The organism is Bradyrhizobium zhengyangense (assembly GCF_022012435.1).
Classification (GTDB): domain Bacteria; phylum Pseudomonadota; class Alphaproteobacteria; order Rhizobiales; family Xanthobacteraceae; genus Bradyrhizobium; species Bradyrhizobium zhengyangense.
This window is the reverse complement of the sequence record NZ_JAKLUA010000001.1, coordinates 371,181-386,977: the sequence shown is the minus strand read 5'-3', so window position 1 is coordinate 386,977 and position 15,797 is coordinate 371,181. Positions and strand designations below refer to the sequence as shown.

Annotated in this window: 15 protein-coding genes; 8 read left to right on the top strand and 7 right to left on the bottom strand. The window is 61.7% G+C overall.

Annotation, left to right across the window (positions count from 1 at the left end; translation table 11 throughout):
• The first annotated feature begins 101 nt into the window (after positions 1 to 101).
• The 3 genes from L6637_RS01895 to L6637_RS01885 are packed head-to-tail and all read left to right on the top strand — an operon-like array spanning position 102 to position 3,297.
• Complete coding sequence (locus L6637_RS01895) at positions 102 to 1,790, top strand: aspartate:alanine exchanger family transporter (protein ID WP_237868890.1); 1,689 nt, start codon at positions 102 to 104, stop codon at positions 1,788 to 1,790.
• An 11-nt stretch (positions 1,791 to 1,801) separates the two neighbouring features.
• Positions 1,802 to 2,686 (top strand): alpha/beta hydrolase family protein, encoded by an 885-nt coding sequence (locus tag L6637_RS01890; protein ID WP_237862366.1) that lies wholly within the window; start codon positions 1,802 to 1,804, stop codon positions 2,684 to 2,686.
• 23 nt (positions 2,687 to 2,709) lie between these two features.
• Entirely contained in the window at positions 2,710 to 3,297 is a 588-nt protein-coding gene (locus L6637_RS01885) for an invasion associated locus B family protein (RefSeq protein ID WP_237868889.1), read from the top strand.
• A 14-nt stretch (positions 3,298 to 3,311) separates the two neighbouring features.
• Here the strand turns inward: L6637_RS01885 and L6637_RS01880 are convergent, their stop codons facing one another.
• Positions 3,312 to 3,635, bottom strand: a complete 324-nt coding sequence (locus L6637_RS01880) for a response regulator (RefSeq protein WP_237868888.1) — start codon at positions 3,633 to 3,635, stop codon at positions 3,312 to 3,314.
• A 171-nt stretch (positions 3,636 to 3,806) separates the two neighbouring features.
• Complete coding sequence (locus L6637_RS01875) at positions 3,807 to 4,430, bottom strand: response regulator transcription factor (RefSeq protein ID WP_237868887.1); 624 nt, start codon at positions 4,428 to 4,430, stop codon at positions 3,807 to 3,809.
• A gap of 273 nt (positions 4,431 to 4,703) precedes the next feature.
• Between L6637_RS01875 and L6637_RS01870 the strand changes: the two genes are divergently transcribed.
• Entirely contained in the window at positions 4,704 to 5,387 is a 684-nt protein-coding gene (locus L6637_RS01870; protein WP_237868885.1) for a helix-turn-helix domain-containing protein, read from the top strand.
• Between the two features lie 15 nt (positions 5,388 to 5,402).
• Here L6637_RS01870 and L6637_RS01865 read toward each other — a convergent pair whose 3' ends face one another.
• From L6637_RS01865 to L6637_RS01855, 3 genes are all read right to left on the bottom strand, one after another.
• The gene (locus L6637_RS01865) at positions 5,403 to 6,092 is read right to left on the bottom strand and encodes a MarC family protein (protein ID WP_237868883.1); all 690 of its coding nucleotides are present in this window, start codon (positions 6,090 to 6,092) and stop codon (positions 5,403 to 5,405) included.
• Positions 6,093 to 6,246: 154 nt separating this feature from the next.
• Positions 6,247 to 6,711 carry a potassium channel family protein gene (locus L6637_RS01860; protein WP_237868881.1) on the bottom strand — a complete coding sequence of 155 codons (465 nt, stop codon included), beginning with the start codon at positions 6,709 to 6,711 and terminating at the stop codon, positions 6,247 to 6,249.
• Between the two features lie 70 nt (positions 6,712 to 6,781).
• Positions 6,782 to 7,873 carry an AI-2E family transporter gene (locus L6637_RS01855; RefSeq protein ID WP_237868879.1) on the bottom strand — a complete coding sequence of 364 codons (1,092 nt, stop codon included), beginning with the start codon at positions 7,871 to 7,873 and terminating at the stop codon, positions 6,782 to 6,784.
• A 157-nt stretch (positions 7,874 to 8,030) separates the two neighbouring features.
• Between L6637_RS01855 and L6637_RS01850 the strand changes: the two genes are divergently transcribed.
• The gene (locus L6637_RS01850; protein WP_237868877.1) at positions 8,031 to 8,543 is read left to right on the top strand and encodes a GNAT family N-acetyltransferase; all 513 of its coding nucleotides are present in this window, start codon (positions 8,031 to 8,033) and stop codon (positions 8,541 to 8,543) included.
• A 1,493-nt stretch (positions 8,544 to 10,036) separates the two neighbouring features.
• Here the strand turns inward: L6637_RS01850 and L6637_RS01845 are convergent.
• Both L6637_RS01845 and L6637_RS01840 read right to left on the bottom strand, forming a co-directional pair.
• Positions 10,037 to 10,966 carry a helix-turn-helix domain-containing protein gene (locus L6637_RS01845; RefSeq protein WP_237868876.1) on the bottom strand — a complete coding sequence of 310 codons (930 nt, stop codon included), beginning with the start codon at positions 10,964 to 10,966 and terminating at the stop codon, positions 10,037 to 10,039.
• 122 nt (positions 10,967 to 11,088) lie between these two features.
• The gene (locus L6637_RS01840) at positions 11,089 to 11,853 is read right to left on the bottom strand and encodes a sigma-70 family RNA polymerase sigma factor (protein ID WP_237868875.1); all 765 of its coding nucleotides are present in this window, start codon (positions 11,851 to 11,853) and stop codon (positions 11,089 to 11,091) included.
• A 466-nt stretch (positions 11,854 to 12,319) separates the two neighbouring features.
• On the opposite strand from L6637_RS01840, the gene L6637_RS01835 reads away from it, so the two are divergent.
• The 3 genes from L6637_RS01835 to L6637_RS01825 are packed head-to-tail and all read left to right on the top strand — an operon-like array spanning position 12,320 to position 15,557.
• Positions 12,320 to 12,982, top strand: coding sequence for a response regulator transcription factor (locus L6637_RS01835; protein WP_237862572.1), 663 nt, complete (start codon positions 12,320 to 12,322; stop codon positions 12,980 to 12,982).
• 39 nt (positions 12,983 to 13,021) lie between these two features.
• Entirely contained in the window at positions 13,022 to 13,456 is a 435-nt protein-coding gene (locus L6637_RS01830) for a response regulator transcription factor (RefSeq protein WP_237862356.1), read from the top strand.
• Positions 13,449 to 15,557: a PAS domain-containing sensor histidine kinase gene (locus tag L6637_RS01825; RefSeq protein WP_237868874.1), complete on the top strand. Its 2,109-nt coding sequence runs from the start codon at positions 13,449 to 13,451 to the stop codon at positions 15,555 to 15,557. Before L6637_RS01830 ends, L6637_RS01825 begins: the two co-directional genes overlap by 8 nt.
• The last annotated feature ends 240 nt before the right edge of the window (positions 15,558 to 15,797 follow it).

Below are 15,797 nucleotides of genomic sequence, written 5' to 3'. Positions count from 1 at the left end.
TTCATAGGCGCCGCCGCGTCCTCGCCGAGGCTTGATCTGGATCAAGCAATCTCCCCCCGCGGCAAATCAAATCGCGGGAAAAGCGCCGGGGAACGTCGACCATGGAAACCGTCAGGTGGATCATCGCCGCCGCACCGGAAATCTTCCTGCTGCTGGCGATCGCGATCGGCACCATTCTCGGCCGTATCAAGGTCCGCGGTTTCTCGATCGGCACCACCGCCTGCATCTTGATCGTCGCAGTGTTGATCGGACAGCTCGGCAGCTTCACCTTTCCACCGATCCTGCGGGCCATCCTGTTCAGCCTGTTCGTCTTCACGATCGGCTACCGCTCCGGCCCGGAATTCTTCGCCTCCTTGAGCATCCGGACGCTGGCCCAGGTCGTGCTGTCGCTGGTGATCGGCGCGACGGGCCTCGTGCTCGTGCTGATCTTTGCCCGCCTGTTCAAGCTCGATACCGGCACCGCCGCGGGCCTCACCGCCGGTGCGCTGACCCAGTCCTCGGTGATCGGCACCGCATCAGGCGCGCTGGCGCAACTCGGCCTCGCGCCGGACATCCTGAAACAACAGGAAGCCAATATCGCCGCCGGCTATGCTGTCACCTACGTGCTCGGCTACATCCTGACGCTGCCGTTCGTCCCGTTCGTCGCGCCGCGGCTGATGCGGGTCGATCTCAAGGCGGAGGCCAAGAAACTCGAGGCCGAGCTTGCCGGCGGCGTCCCCGCGAAGTCGGACAATCTCTCCTACCGCAAATTCCAGGCTCGGGCCTATCGCGTCTCGGCGGCCGCCGGCCGCACCGTCGAAGCCATTGAAGCCGAGATCGGCGGGCGCACCGTCGTCGAGCGGATCGTCCGCCAGGGCGCCGACGTCGGACCGCATCGCGATGTCGTGCTCGAAAATGGTGACGACATCGTCCTGACCGGTCCGACCGCGGCGATCGTCGCCGCCAAGCCGGTCATCGGTGCGGAAATCGACGCCGACGAATTGTTGCGCAGCCTGCCCGGCAATGTCATCGACGTGCTGGTGGAGAACCGCAAGCTGCATGGCCGCTCGATCCGGGAAGTCGCCGAGATCGTCGGCGATAGCGCCCGCGGCGTCTTCCTGCGCGCACTGACCCGAATGGGCCGCGAGGTGCCGCTCGGGCCCGATACACGCGTCTATGTCGGGGACGTTATGACGCTGGTCGGCAGCACCCCCAATATCGCGCGCGCGACGGCGCAGGTTGGCTCTGCCCTGAACACGAGCGATCGCACTGATATTGCGTTTCTTGCCGCCGGCATTGCCATCGGTCTTCTGGCCGGTCTCGCCAGCTTCAAGATTGGCAATGTTGCGCTGACGCTGGGCGGCGGAGGCGGCGCGCTGATTGCGGGCCTGGTCTGCGGCTGGTTGCGTTCGCGCAAGCCTAGCATGGGCGCCATGCCGCCAGCCGCGCAGCAGACCTTGGGTGATATCGGCCTGGGCGGCTTCATTGCTGCGATCGGCCTGGGCAACGGCCTCGCCGCCTGGTCGGCGATCCAGGCCCACGGCTTGTTGCTTGTCGGCATGGGGATCGTTGTCACGCTCGTCCCGCTGACGGTCGGTACGATCGTCGCCTGTTACGTGCTGCGGATGAACCCGGTTGTGACGTGCGGCGCGCTGGCCGGCGCCATGACGGTCGATGCCGCCGTGACCGGCGCCTGCGACGTTGCCGAGAGCAAGACCCCGGTGCTTGGCGTTGCGGTGCCGTATGCGGTCGGCAACGTCGTGCTGACGGTGCTCGGTCCGATCGTCGTCGCCGCCACATATTCGGGATGACGGAGGCCCAGATGCGTGACTTGCGTGCAATCCTCGGCCCGTTCGTGACGGTCATGCTCGGCCTCCTCATCTTCGCAGCGCCGGCGCGCGCCGATGATGAGGTCCGCATCCAGGAGGAGCTCTGGGCCCTGACGTTGCCGTTACCGATGTTCGCCTATCTCGTGCGCCCGGTCGGCGACGGCCCCTTCCCGCTCGTGATCATGAACCACGGCGTTTCGCTCAACATGGCTGACCGCAGCTTCTTCCCGCTGGTGGAGTTTCGCGACGCAGCCAAATGGTTCGCGAAGCGCGGCTATCTTGTGATCGCGCCGGTGGGCACCGGATATGGGGCGGCCGCGATCGATATTCCGGAGCGCGGGCTGTATGGGCCATTTTTCTCGAAGATCGGCAAATGTGAGAACCCCAATTTCCCCGATGCCGGCCTCGCGATCGCACAGGTCGATCGCTGGATCATCGACTATCTGACCGCCGAGAAGCGCATCATTCCAAAGGATGTCATCGTCGTCGGCCAATCCGCCGGTGGTTGGGCGTCAATTGCATTATCGAGCATGAACCCACCGGAAGTGAAGGCCATCATCACTTTCGCCGCCGGCCGTGGCGGCCGCGTCGGGGGCAAGCCGAACAACAATTGCGCGCCCGACAAGCTCGTCGAGGCGACGGGGAATTTCGGCCGCACATCGCGGATACCGATGCTGTGGATCTACATCGAAAACGACACGTTTTTCGGCCCTGATCTGTCGAAGCGGATGCATGCGGCCTTTACCGCCGCCGGCGGCAAGGCAGAGTACCATTTGATGCCGCCATTCGGAAGTGAGGGCCATTACTTTATTGGCTCGCCGGACGCGATCCCGATCTGGTCGCCAATCGTGAGTCAGTTTCTCGATGCGCAAAAATGAGCCTGAACTTGGGAGCCGCGACGATGCCCCGTCCTCTTCGTTTTCTTTCCGGCTTTCTGGTCCTCGCTGTCGCTAGCTCCGCGACGAGTCCAGGCCTCGCCGCACGGAAGGCGACGGCGCAAGTCGACAAATCGGCTGAGGTCGCAACGCGAGGCCAGCGCGAAGCCAAGGATGTCACCTATGGCGACTGGCAGAAGGTATGCTTCACGGCCGGCGGCGCGCCCAAGCTCTGCCGAACATCCATCACCGGAATATTTCCAACCGGACAAACGGCAGTACGCGTGGACCTCATCGAGCGCGAGGACTCACCTACGGTGCGCCTGCAACTGTTCATGCCCGTCGGCATGTATCTGCAACAGCCGGCCAAGGTGAGGATCGATCACGGCTCGGCTCGCCGGGTCCCCTATAATTGGTGCGCCACCAATACCTGCATCGCAGCTGATGTTGCCGACCCAGCCATGATCAAGGAGATGGAGTCCGGCAAGACGCTGACGCTGGAGGTCGTCGACGCCAATCTGCTTGCCTTGACGACGTCGATACCGCTCGCGCAATTCGCCACCGTCCACAAGGGCGCGCCGGCCAAAACGCTGGAGCAATATGTCGACGAGTGAGAGGGGCCGAGAAGTCAGGCGGCGGATGCACGCTCGACCGAGGCGATCAGCGATTGCGCCGAGAATGGCTTTGTCAGATATGCAACGCAACCTGATGCCATCGCAGCGGCACGATTTGCCGCACTGTCATTGCCGGTGATGTAGATGACCGGCGCGACAACCCCCTGCCCTGCCAGTCGGAGCCTCAAATCGATGCCCGACTTTCCGCCGAGATTGATGTCGAGCACGATGCAGATCGCCTCGTCGAACTTGCCCTGATCGAGCAAAGCATTCGCTGAGTCGAACAGAGCCGCAACGAACCCGTGCGCACGAAGCAACCTGTTCAGGCTGGTCCGCATCGAAGGGTCGTCATCGACGACGAAAACTGTATCGCGGGACGGCAAGGAGGCGACCTTTCGGTCCGGCGCTATCTGTAGCGCGATGCCCGCATGGCAGCACCGCTCCACGAACTTTCATATTGTCCCTTGGGGCAGTCCAACGCGGCAAACTACTTTCCCAGCGACGGGAACCTAATCGCCCTTCGTATCGAGCATCCCAAGTCGTTCCGCGATCGAAACAAGCTCTGCAAGCGAATGAACTTGCATCTTCTCCATCACCTGATGGCGGTGGGCTTTCACGGTCCGCTCGGTCGTCCCTAGCTCATATGCAATTTGCTTGTTGATCTTGCCGCGGACAATGAGATCAAACACCTGCCGTTCGCGCTGGGTCAGCCTGGCGAGGTGCGCACGAAACGCCTCTAGCCTGCTGCGTTGGCTCCGCATGGCGTCCTGCCGCACCAGCGCACGTTCGATCGCGTCAAGCAGCAATTCTGACGAGACCGGCTTGGTCAGAAAGTCTTCCGCTCCGGCCTTGATGGTCCGCACCGTCGTTGCCGTATCGGCATGTCCGGTCAGGAAGATGATGGGCAGCGTCGAGCCTGACGCGACCAGCCGGCTCTGCAATTCGGGGCCGCTCAGTCCCGGTATCCGCACGTCGAGCAGAATGCATCCCGGCTGATCGTCACCTGGCGCTGCGTCCAGCAGATCCTGCGCCGACGCATAGGTCGCGACATCATAGCCGGCGAGCTTCAACCGGCGTTCGATCGCCGTCCGGAACGATGCGTCGTCATCAACTACGTGGACCAGGCCGGGCACTCTTCACCTCTCGCAAAGTCTAGCAATGACGAATGAAAGACCGAAACGATCGTGCTTCCACACGGCATCCTTTCCGAAGGCAGCAAGGGCTTCTCAATCCGCGCAACGAAATTTTCAGTCTGTCCCTAGGTACATTGGCCCTTGGGACAATGGATGGGAATACCGCGTTAGTCGTAAATCAACTTCAGCGGGAGTGGGATAGCGCGGCGCATTTCCTGCGGCGAGAGTTTCTGTCCGACAGACCAATTCGGCGTTGAGCTGAGGAGTTGGCCTATGTTCGTTCGCATCACCACGGATTCCGCACCCCGCCCCAATTCGCTCCGCGACCTCGGCATGACCAGTTCGTCGACTACGCTGATCAGTCTGAGCGAATTTTCCTATAAGAAAGGTTCTGAAGTTTACGGCGAGAAGGAACCCGCCGATTATGTCTATCAAGTCAAGTCTGGGGCGGTGCGGAGCTACAAGCTGCTGTCGGACGGTCGCAGGCAGATCGGCGCCTTTCATCTCACTGGCGATATCTTTGGCCTGGAGAATGGCAGCGAGCACCGGTTCACGGCCGAGGCGATCGTCGATACCACGGTACGTCTCGTCAAGCGGCAGAGCCTTGAACTGGTCGCTGAAAGTGACACCGTGGTCGCCAGGAACCTGCTCAGCATGACCACCAACAATCTGCAGCATGCGGAAGACCATATGCTGCTGCTCGGGCGCAAGACCTCGCTGGAGCGGGTTGCGGCGTTCCTGCTCGAGATGGACAAGCGGGTGACAGCGGCTGGGGTCATGGCGCTGCCCATGTCGAGGCGCGATATCGCCGACTATCTCGGCCTGACGCTGGAGACCGTCTCACGTGCGTTGTCGCGGTTGCATGAGCTCGGCGTCATCGGCTTTATCGGCAACACACAGCGCCAGATCGTGTTGCTGGACCGGCACCAGCTTGCAAGCCTCGATCTGCCGGCTTGATCTGACGAGAAGCCGCTAATGGACGGTGTGTGCAGCACCATCCAGGATGGTTCGCGCGACGTCCGTCGTCCCGGTGATGATGATCTGCACGCCGATGCAGAGCAGCAGGAATGCCGACAGCTTTGTAACCACGCTGGTGCCTTCCTCGCCGAACACGCGCGCCATGGCGCTCGATTTGCGGTAGGCGTGGTATATTGCCGCGGTTACGGCGATCGCAATTGCCAGCGAAACAATCGACGATTCGAACATCGCGTCCAGACTGTCGGTCCGGCTTATTCCGATGGCGATGGCGGTCGCAATCGTCCCAGGTCCGGTTGTGAGCGGGATCGTCAGCGGGAAGAACGCCATCCGCTTCATGGTCGCAAGATCGGCAGTCGCCTCCGCATGGGGGCCGGCCGCACCGGGCAACGCGTGGAGCATCGACCAGCCGGTTGCGGCAACCACGAGGCCCCCGGCAATCCGGAGCGCCGGTATGGTCACGCCGAAGAAGTTCAGAATCTGGCTGCCGAGAAACAGCGAGACCAACAGAACAGCGAAGGCATATCCGGCAACGCGCAGCGCAAGATCCGCACGCTCTTCCTCAGACAGGCCCCTGGTCCGGTCGAGGAAGATGAAAGCCAGTCCGTAAGGATTGATGATAGCGAATAGCGCGCCAAAGCCGAACAAGAAATCGGCAACCCACCGGGATGTCGCGAAATTGGGCATCTGGCCTCAGATTCCGTTGCGCCGCGAAAGGTTTCCGTACGAGCCTGACAGGCACGATCCGCACATCACGTCAGCTCCGCCCGATGGTCGCTTCGGTCCATGTCCAGCGAAATTGCGTTTCGGAGTGCTCTCATCGTTTTCGGGACAGTCGCATTCACGGCACTTGTTCCTTTCTTCGGATGACGTCGTCCTTGATCAGCCCGACGTGGTCGAGCGTCTTGCGCAAGACCTCGAACAGGATCGCGGCTGACCAGCCGAACAGCAGCACGCCGTTCATCGCGGTCAGCGGCCCGATCAGCCGCCATTCGCGCACCGGCGTGATGTCGCCGTAGCCAAGCGTCGTGTAGTTGACGAAAGCGAAATAGACGAGGTCGCTGTCGGCAGCGGCCACGGCCTGGACGACGGCATAGGTCCATGCCCATACCAGAACTTCCAGCGCGTGCGCGACGTTCAGGACCGCTGCCGTCGCAACCATCACACCCATCAGGTGCAATCTCGGCCGCCCAACCTTTCGAAGACCTGCGCTGCGGGCAATTGCGACGGCGACGAGTGTAACCAGCGCGTGGATGCCGATATTGATCGCACTGATCAGCGCGCCGACCGTCAATTGCAACAGCATAAGGATCGACCAACCTCGCGGGTGCCGAACGATATTCAAGGGGGGCTGCAATCGTCGACGTTGATTTGGGTCAACGATCGGCAATCCCGTCCGGCACCGGCGCGGCCTGCTCGATGCGGATCCAGGCGGCGGCAAGCTCCCAGGCAACCGCCAGGATGATCGGCCCGATGAAGAGCCCGATGATCCCGTGCGCGAGCGTTCCGCCGATCACGCCGATCAGGATCACGAGCGTCGGCGTGGTCAGCCCACGCCCCATGACCAAAGGCTTCAGGATGTTGTCGAGCAGGCCGACGATGACGAAGAAGACCGTCAGCGGCAGTGCCGTGGTGATGTCCTTGTCCGTCCAGACCCAGATGACCACGGGAAGAAGAACGATGGCCGCGCCGATCTGCACGATCGACAACAACAGAACGATGACGGCGAGCAGGCCTGCGCTCGGAATGGCGGCGAGCTTGAAACCGATGCCGGCGAGCAAGGCCTGAATGATCGCAACGCCGATCACGCCCTGCGACACCGCGCGGATGGTTGCGCCGGAGAGCTCTAGAAAATGCTCGCTCTGTTCCGGCACGATCCGGTACAGGAAACTGCGAATCGCGCCGGCAAGCTGCGGCCCGTAGGGAAAAAGGAGCCCGGCGACCAGCACTGATAGCAGGAACTGAAGCGTGCCGATGCCGGCGCTGCCGACGAATGACAGCATGAACCCGGCCAACGGCTTCAGATACGGTGTGACCTCCCGCAGCACCGCGCGGATATTGGTGTAGGCCAGATTCCAGAGATCGTAGAGCTGCGGGCCGATCAAGGGCCAGCTCTTGATCCGCTCAGGTGCTTCCCGAAGCGCGAGCTCGCCAGCGCTGATCTGGCTTGCGATGTCCCTGATCCCTTCGACGGCACTCAAGCCTAGCCACGCCGCGGGCCCGATGACGATGCCGAGCATGACCACCGTGAGGATGGCCGCCGCAATACGCGGGCTGCCGCCGAGGAATTTGGCGAGCCAGCTGAAGACCGGATAGAACGCCACCGCGAGCACCGCGCTCCAGGTCAGGATCGGCACGAACGGCTGGATGATCAGGAAGGTCCACACGACCAGCAGCCCGAGCAATCCGAGCCGGATCACGAGCTGGATGACGCCGTCGGTCGTCAGAACTTGTCGAATTGTCTTCACGCGCGGTGCCTGTGTCCTCAGGAGCCCGCCAAGCGTAGCCGCCCCGCTCGCGCAGCCGGCTTGATCCAGATCAAGCAGTTCCGCCGCAGTCACCAGCCTGATCGCCGGATGCAGACGACAGTCGTCGTCTCCGCCTCATAAACGCAGCGAGACACCGATGACTGATGCCGCGAGCTACTCGCACAGGGACACGTTGCGCGACGGCACGCCCGTCGAGATCCGAGCGCTCCGCCCCGAGGATGCGGTCGAGATGCTCGCCGCGCTGGGCCAGACCAGCGCGCAGTCGCGGCGGCGTCGCTTCTTCATCCCGAAGCAGCATTTTTCGGACAGGGAGCGCGACTTCTTCATGGAGATCGATTTCGAGCATCATGTCGCGCTGGTCGCCTGCGTGGACGATGCGGGCATCGTCGGCGGCGGCCGCTACATCGTCACAGAGCCTGGCCGCGCCGAAATGGCCTTCATGGTGATCGACGCCTGGCAAGGGCGCGGCATCGGCGGCCTGCTACTGCGCCACCTGATCGCGCTGGCGCGCGACGCCAAGCTGAGCGAATTGATGGCCGAGGTGCTCCTCGAGAACGCCGCCATGCGCCGCGTCTTCGATAGATTCGGATTCGTGCGCGTAAAGGGCCAGGATCCCGATGCCCTCCACCTGGAATTGAAGCTGAGCTAAACGGATCAAACTCCAGTCAATTCAGCCAATTAGACAGAATTATTGACGCTGAAATTGAAGGGGTGACCTGTCAACCTTTGCAACTCCCGCAGCGCGCCTGCCTCGCAGAGCCTCGCGAGGACACGCTCCCAGGCTGGAATGCGAGGCCCCCGGGTACCGGGCACGGCCGGCCGATGCCCCCTCTCCGAGGACACGGCGGCGATCTGCCCCCCCCACCCGTGAAGCCTTCACGCGGTGGATTTTGTATTTCTGTTCGTTAAGATGCCCCCAGGGTTAGCCACTCACAGCTTGCTCCGGAGTGCATGGATGCAGAACTTTGTAACCGGATGCGTTGTGGTCGCTGTGGGTTTTATGGTCTTGCTTGCCTTCTCCCAAAAGCACCATCAATGCTGGAATGGGCACGTGCTGCAAGACTTGCACGAGCATGTGCTCACTCGTCAGCCTTGCGGATCCCTCAGTAGCTCCTCCATGTAGGAGTCCGCCGCTCTCTTCCACTCCCGCGACGCGCAGTAGCGCCCGCGCATTTTGAGCCGCCAGTAATCGCGAATTTTGACTCTCGCCGGCGCTGCGCCTGGATCGCGGAATGCCACGCGTCAAACGCCGCCGCGACTCCGAACGGAGCAACCAGCGGCTTGCCATCAGGCCAGGAAAACCACCCGTTCTCCCAAGTGACGAGCCCGTCTTCGTGAACCCTGCCATTCACGAGGGGTTCATACCTGCTGAAGCACGCTTCGCCTTATGGAGGTTTTCAGATGATCATTATCGGCCTCGCCGCATCGCTACTCGCAGGTCAGGCTTTGCCGACCATGGACTTTCAGCCGCCTATGCAGCAGGTCCAGTACGGCGTCCCCAGGCACCCGCCCCCTTGTGGGGACGGTTGGGATATCAGTGCTCGGGATGGCTGGTGCTATCCGAACGGATACCTTCCGCCTCAGGAACAGGCTGCGAGGCAGTGGCAGTATCGACGTGGATACGGTTACGGCGGCCGATATCCCGTTCCTTGCGGCAACGGTGCTGACATCGATATCCGAGATGGGCAATGCTACCCGACCGGGACAGTACCGCCTCAATTTCAACAGGGCCGGCAGGGGTACTACGGCGACGATTACTACGATCGCCGCCCCCGGCGCTATTATCGCTATTATTAAGGAAGCCGCCGCCTGAACCGGCGGGCCTTGGTCGTCTCGGCGCAATCAGCCGCTGCTGGTCGCGCTTGCGGTGAGTTCGACGACGGCGCCTCATTGGTCACGCTCCGCAAGCATGCTGCTCGAGAGTGACCTGGGCATAGGTCGCGACAAATGCTCGAATTGCAGAAAACGTTCGCGAACACGCGAGTACCGAGCAATCGACTGATTTTGCTGGATTAGCGCACTTTTTCTTACCTAGCGTTCTGCACAGGGATCCGGAACACGGGGACAAACGGATCTCTGCCGATCGCGAATCCCTGCCCGGGGTTAACCGCTCGGCCGAGGACGAAACTCACTATCCGGAGCTCACGTCTCACGTACCGAATTACCCCGCATGTCGCGGCGCCAAGCGCCCGGGCTTAGACCGACCAAAGTGGAAAATACCCGCGTAAAATGGCTTTGATTGGCAAAACCGACCGACATTGCGATCTCGGCGAGCGACAGGTCCCGAACGGTCATCAACTGCTTCGCAGCGCTGACGCGTTGGCGAAGCAGCCACTGATGTGGCGGCAGCCCGACGGACGCTCGAAACGAGCGAGAAAAATGGCCAACCGACAGGCCCAACTCCGCCGCGATCTCCTCCAACGCGAACTTCCCGCTGAGATCCGACTCGAGCTTTTCGCAAGCGCGCCTCACCTGCCATGGGGCAAGACCACTGGGCACGAGTTCGGCGTTGCGCAGGCCACCATACGCCTGAGCGACGTGCGCAGTGAGCGCAAGCATCATGTGGTCTACGAAAAGCTGGTTGGCTTCAGCGGGCCGGCGCAATCCCTGGAGAAGTGCCGCGCCGATGTGATGCACGACTTCGTCGCGAAAGCCGGTGCCGAACTGGCAATCGAGCTGCCCGACACGCCGCACGCCGAACTGCCCTGCAATGCCGTTAAGGGCCGAAGCAGGAACGTAGAAATGAACAGAATGGAACGGCTTGTCGATCACAAAGCGCGGATCGTTCTTCAGGTCATAGAGGTAAGTCGCGCCTGCCCGGATATTGGGCTTGGTCACGCACTTGCCATGCTCCCAATATTCGCAATCCGGGTAATCGCGAAGCTTCAAGCTGACGAGGTAGGCGTCTTCCGGATCGACCGCACCGCAAAGGCCCGGAACGGGATTGTCATCCCGCGTTTCCGTCGCAGCGACCTCGACGCCGCGCACGGAACGGGCGATCAGCGACGAGGGCGTGTCCCGAAGGTGCAGAAGCTCCCTGAACTTCTCCCCATGAAAGCCGCTCTGTGCCATATCGGTCGACCATCGCTCCTACAGACCCGCAGATCAGCCTACTGCCACGTCGGCCTCCATTATCGCGGTTGAGGGAGAGCCGTCCAGCGGAACCCATGACACGAATGGTTTACAACGCGATTTCAACGTGTTGCCGCGGCGTCGAGACCTGCCGCCACCAGGATCCTCGCGAGTTGCTTGCGCGCGTAAAAGATCCTGCTTTTCACGGTCGCCTGCGGAATGCCGATGATCTCGCTGACTTCGGCCGTGGAGTTTTCACGATAGTAGTACAGGTCGATGATCTCCCGGTGAGCCGGGGATAGCTCATCGATACACGCCCGCAAAAGTCCCTCTGTTTCCTTGCGGTCCAGAGCAACATCAGGTGTATCCCCGTCATCGATGATCCCAAGAGTCTCGTCTTGATCGATCTTCTCGTGCGTTCGTTCTCGCCGCGAGTTGATGGCCTTGAATCGGGCGATCGAGAGCAGCCATGTGGAAACGCGCGCGCGACCTTCGAACATGTTTGCGGAGCGCCACACATCGAGGAACACCTGGTTGACGAGATCGTCGACGATCGCGGGATTCCGGACGAGACACCGAATGAATTGGGACACTCTCTTGCGGTGGCGGGCGAAGATGATGTGCATGGCCGCCTTGTCGCCCTCGGCGACGTTCTTCAGCAGCATCTCGTCGGAAACGTCGGCCTCCTGGCGGACCGCATAGACCAGCCTCTCGCGGCTCTTGGCATCGAATGGCCCGTCCGATGATTGCAAAACAGGATCATTGCACCTGGTTGCGGACGCGACTGAGCCCGTTTGGGCGCAGCCGGATAAGGGAGCGCTTCGCCGAGGTCGATGAAATGATGGGGTACGCACCCGCGCTCGTTGTCGTTCCCTGATAACAGACATCGTCCCCTCCGTTCTCTTGACGAGATTGCGATGAGGATGGGTCGCATGAAGCCTCTTCGGCTATCCTACGAGGGGCGTCCGCTTCTAGTCTTCTGGTCTAGGGTCTATTACCCGCTCGGCGGGCCAAGGGGAGCTCGAAGCCGTAGCTCCGGTCAGGTCTCTCCGTCGGGCACACGCTTGTGAAACGCTCACGACGGCTCTGGGTCGCAGGTGACGACTTTGCCCAAACGCACGATCGCCTCAAGGCGCAGAGCAGAATCAGACAAAACACGCGGGTTTTGGGAAAGACGACGGTATTGCATAGCCTTAAGAGCCGTAAGAACCCGGGTGAGACCGCGAAGCTGAGGGCCGAAAGCCCCGGCCAGGAAACGGCGACAAACCGCGGAGCAGGAAGCGATCAAGAGGCCAAGCCATGCTTGATATTACCGCCAGCTCTCATGCTCCACCTGACCCGCCTTGCCATCTCATGACCATCAACGCCGACATCACCGACCGTCCGCTTGTGCTGATCGTGGACGACGACGAAGAGATTCGCTTCGCGCTGCGCGAGTTGCTGCTGTCGGTTGGACTCGACGCGTGCTGCTTCGGCTCGACCCAGGAACTGTTGCACGCCGATCTGCCGGAGCGACCGGGTTGCCTGATCCTCGACGTCCGCATGCCCGGCGCCAGCGGCCTGGATCTGCAGCAGCATCTTGCCGCAAACGGCAACGCGCGGCCGATCGTTTTCCTCACCGGTCACGGCGATATCGCCATGACGGTGCAAGCGATGAAGGCAGGAGCGGTGGATTTCCTGACCAAGCCAGTCAGGGATCAGGCGTTGCTCGACGCGGTCACCGCAGCGATCGAAAAAGACCTGGCGCAAAGGGCATCGGCCGAACGTGTCCGCCAACATGTCGATCGCTACGTGACATTGACTCCGCGCGAACGTGAAGTGCTGCGTGAAGTGGTCAGGGGTCGTCTCAACAAGCAGATCGCGTTCGATCTCGGCATCAGCGAAATCACGGTCAAGCTGCACCGCGGCAATGCGACGCGGAAACTCCAGGCCGGATCGGTCGGCCAGTTGGTCAGGATCTGGGAATCATTGCCCCCGGAAATTCGAGGGAAGCCATCGGCCTACACCAAAGAATAGGTACAACCCAGGACGCAATGGGCGGATGGTCGAAGGGCCATGCCAGCGAAAACCGCTCGTCCGCCCAAAGCACCCATCGTCGCTGTCATAGATGACGACGAGGCCGTGCGAGAGGCGCTTTCGGATCTCCTCTTGGTGCTGGGACTCGCATGCCGGACATTCGATCGAGCGGAAGCCTTCATGGCCGAATATCAGCCCGATCGGTTCGACTGTCTGATTACCGACGTGAGCATGCCGGGCCGGAGTGGCCTCGAACTCCAGGAGCGACTACGGGAACTTGGCTCGTCGATGCCGGTTATTGTCATCTCTGCTGATACAAATGCGGCCACCCGCGCACGCGCGCTGAGCGGCGGCGCCCTTGCCTGCCTGACGAAGCCGGTCAATGATGATGTTCTGCTTCGCCACCTGGAGTCGGCGCTAAACCGCGCAAGCGGCGTGCGCGACGATCGACGGGACGCACCGTCAGATGACTAATTCTTCCCGACGCGCCGCAGCAAACGGCCACGACCCCGCTTTCGCCGCTCCTTTCGTCGCGGAACTCTCCGATCTGGCATCCGAAAGCATCATCGTCAGCGACGTTCATGGTGTCATCAGGTACTGGAACCCGGCCTCGGAAGCGCTCTACGGATGGCCTGCCCTGGCGATGGTCGGGCAGCATGTCCAGACGATCGGATCGCTCGCCCACGCCGGCACCGACCATTTCAACGCACTGCTGCGCGAAGGCCGGTGGGAGGGTGTGGTCCACCGGCGCGGGCTGACCGGAACTGATATCGTCGCCGCCGTGAGACAAATCGTCAGGCGGGACTCCGCCGGCGACCTTCTCGATATTGTCGAATTCGGTCGTGACGCCGGGTCCCTCACCCGAGCGTCGTATCTGCGCATGGATGCGGAGCTGCAATCGTCCCTCGCTGCATCCTGGGAGCTCGACACGTCGGCCGCGCGCCCCTTGCTCGATGCGATCGCGGAACATCGACGTAGCGGCGTCGCGATCGACTTCGATCAGCATCCGGATTGGGTCGACAGGATGCTGTCCGCAACCCGCATCCTGGCCGTCAACGATCGCGCGGTCCGCATGTTCGGTGCGCATGCCGGCTACGAGCAGATGATCGGAAAATCCATCGACACGTTCTGGCCAGCCGAGAGCCGCTCTGTCCTGGCGACACTGCTCGAAAGTGTCGCCAGCGATCGCACGCGCCTCGAGACACGCAAGATGGTCTTGAGCGGGAGCTTGCGCGAACCCGTCATCAAGGCCTGGCATTCGGCGGAGCCGAAGCCGCCCGACACCGTGTTCGTGACGATCAACGGCGTGACGAATGACGACCGGACCACCTGGGAACTGCAGGCGAGCGAGGATCGATATCGTAGGCTGATCCAGTATCTTCCGACCGCGCTTTGGCAGGTCGATTCGCGTCGCGCAGGTGAGGCTTTCGACCAATTGAAGGCAGCCGGTGTCCACGATATCGCGGCCCATCTCGGGCGCAATCCGGATCTCGTCGAACACGCCAAAGACGTCGTTCGCGTCACCGACGTCAACCGGGACGCCGTCTCGCTGTTTCGCGCCGGCAACCCCGCCGATCTCATCAAGCCCGTCAGGTACATTTTCGCCGCCGCTCCAGGACTGGCTGAACGAGTGATGGTGGCGCACTTCGAAGGCCGCCGGAATTTCATTGCGGAAACCAGGATCCGCGCCTTTGACGGTTCGATCGTCGACGTCCTGTTCACGGTGACATATCCGGTGCCGCCCGAGCAGCTCGACAACACCTTCATCACCATGCAGGACATCAGCGAGCGGTTGAACGCCGAACAGCAGCTTCGCAAGCTGCAGGCCGACTTCTCGCATGCCGGGCGCATCGCGACGCTCGGAGAGCTTGCGACGTCGATCGCCCATGAAATCAATCAGCCGCTTGCGGCCATCGTGACTAACGGCGAGACCAGCTTGAGGTGGCTGGCACGCGAAGATCAGAACACGGAAAAGGTCACGCAACTCACCTCACGAATCGTATCGAACGCGCGCCGCGCCAGCGACATCATTCATCGCATCCGCGACATGGCAGCGAAGCACGAACCGGAGAAGCGCCTGATCGACCTGAACGAGGTGGTCGAGGAAGCGCTCCTGTTCATTCGCCATGACATCGATTCAAAGTCGATCCTCCTTTCAGCGAACTTCGGCGCTGAGCTTCCCAAGGTCATGGGCGACCGGATTCAGTTGCAGCAAGTGATCATCAATTTGCTGGTCAACAGCGTCCAGGCCATCGTGCAGTCGGGCCAACCGACGCGCCGGATCGACACCCGGACGTCGATCGACGACGAAGGTTCGGTGGTCTTCTCCGTTCTCGACAATGGACCGGGCGTTCCCGCCAAGGATTTGGAACACATCTTTGACAGCTTCTTCAGCACCAAGGATACGGGAATCGGCATTGGCCTCGCTATCTGCCAGTCGATCATCACGGCGCATGGCGGTCGTATCACGGGCGTGAACCGTGCGAACGGCGGAGCGCATTTCCACTTCGCGCTCCCGCCGTTGACGGTTGCCGGCCCTGAAACAAGCTCGGTGGCGCCATCCGCACGCGCATGAGCCGAAAATCCGGCACATCACGCGTCATCCTATCCCAAGGTACAGCTGACTCTATCCGCTGAACCAGCCAGACCGAACCGGCAGCACGATACCGCTGCGCGCTGTTTCCCATCATCATGCACGGAACAAGGAGCCTGCCTCGGCGGCCACGTATAGGCCGGCGAAAGCGGAGCACAGGTTGTTCTCGACGCGAGCAATATCCATGAGCAAGCCGATTACCGATCCAGTCAAGGCTCTGCC

What these genes read in the sequence shown, in the direction of transcription:
- L6637_RS01825 (WP_237868874.1), top strand. Translation starts at nt 13,449, where the DNA reads ATGACTAATTCTTCCCGACGCGCCGCAGCAAACGGCCACGACCCCGCT.
- L6637_RS01860 (WP_237868881.1), bottom strand. Translation starts at nt 6,711, where the DNA reads ATGCTGTTGCAATTGACGGTCGGCGCGCTGATCAGTGCGATCAATATC.
- L6637_RS01880 (WP_237868888.1), bottom strand. Translation starts at nt 3,635, where the DNA reads ATGCGGACCAGCCTGAACAGGTTGCTTCGTGCGCACGGGTTCGTTGCG.
- L6637_RS01830 (WP_237862356.1), top strand. Translation starts at nt 13,022, where the DNA reads ATGCCAGCGAAAACCGCTCGTCCGCCCAAAGCACCCATCGTCGCTGTC.
- L6637_RS01885 (WP_237868889.1), top strand. Translation starts at nt 2,710, where the DNA reads ATGCCCCGTCCTCTTCGTTTTCTTTCCGGCTTTCTGGTCCTCGCTGTC.
- L6637_RS01890 (WP_237862366.1), top strand. Translation starts at nt 1,802, where the DNA reads ATGCGTGACTTGCGTGCAATCCTCGGCCCGTTCGTGACGGTCATGCTC.
- L6637_RS01835 (WP_237862572.1), top strand. Translation starts at nt 12,320, where the DNA reads ATGACCATCAACGCCGACATCACCGACCGTCCGCTTGTGCTGATCGTG.
- L6637_RS01850 (WP_237868877.1), top strand. Translation starts at nt 8,031, where the DNA reads ATGACTGATGCCGCGAGCTACTCGCACAGGGACACGTTGCGCGACGGC.
- L6637_RS01870 (WP_237868885.1), top strand. Translation starts at nt 4,704, where the DNA reads ATGTTCGTTCGCATCACCACGGATTCCGCACCCCGCCCCAATTCGCTC.
- L6637_RS01895 (WP_237868890.1), top strand. Translation starts at nt 102, where the DNA reads ATGGAAACCGTCAGGTGGATCATCGCCGCCGCACCGGAAATCTTCCTG.
- L6637_RS01840 (WP_237868875.1), bottom strand. Translation starts at nt 11,853, where the DNA reads ATGTCTGTTATCAGGGAACGACAACGAGCGCGGGTGCGTACCCCATCA.
- L6637_RS01865 (WP_237868883.1), bottom strand. Translation starts at nt 6,092, where the DNA reads ATGCCCAATTTCGCGACATCCCGGTGGGTTGCCGATTTCTTGTTCGGC.
- L6637_RS01845 (WP_237868876.1), bottom strand. Translation starts at nt 10,966, where the DNA reads ATGGCACAGAGCGGCTTTCATGGGGAGAAGTTCAGGGAGCTTCTGCAC.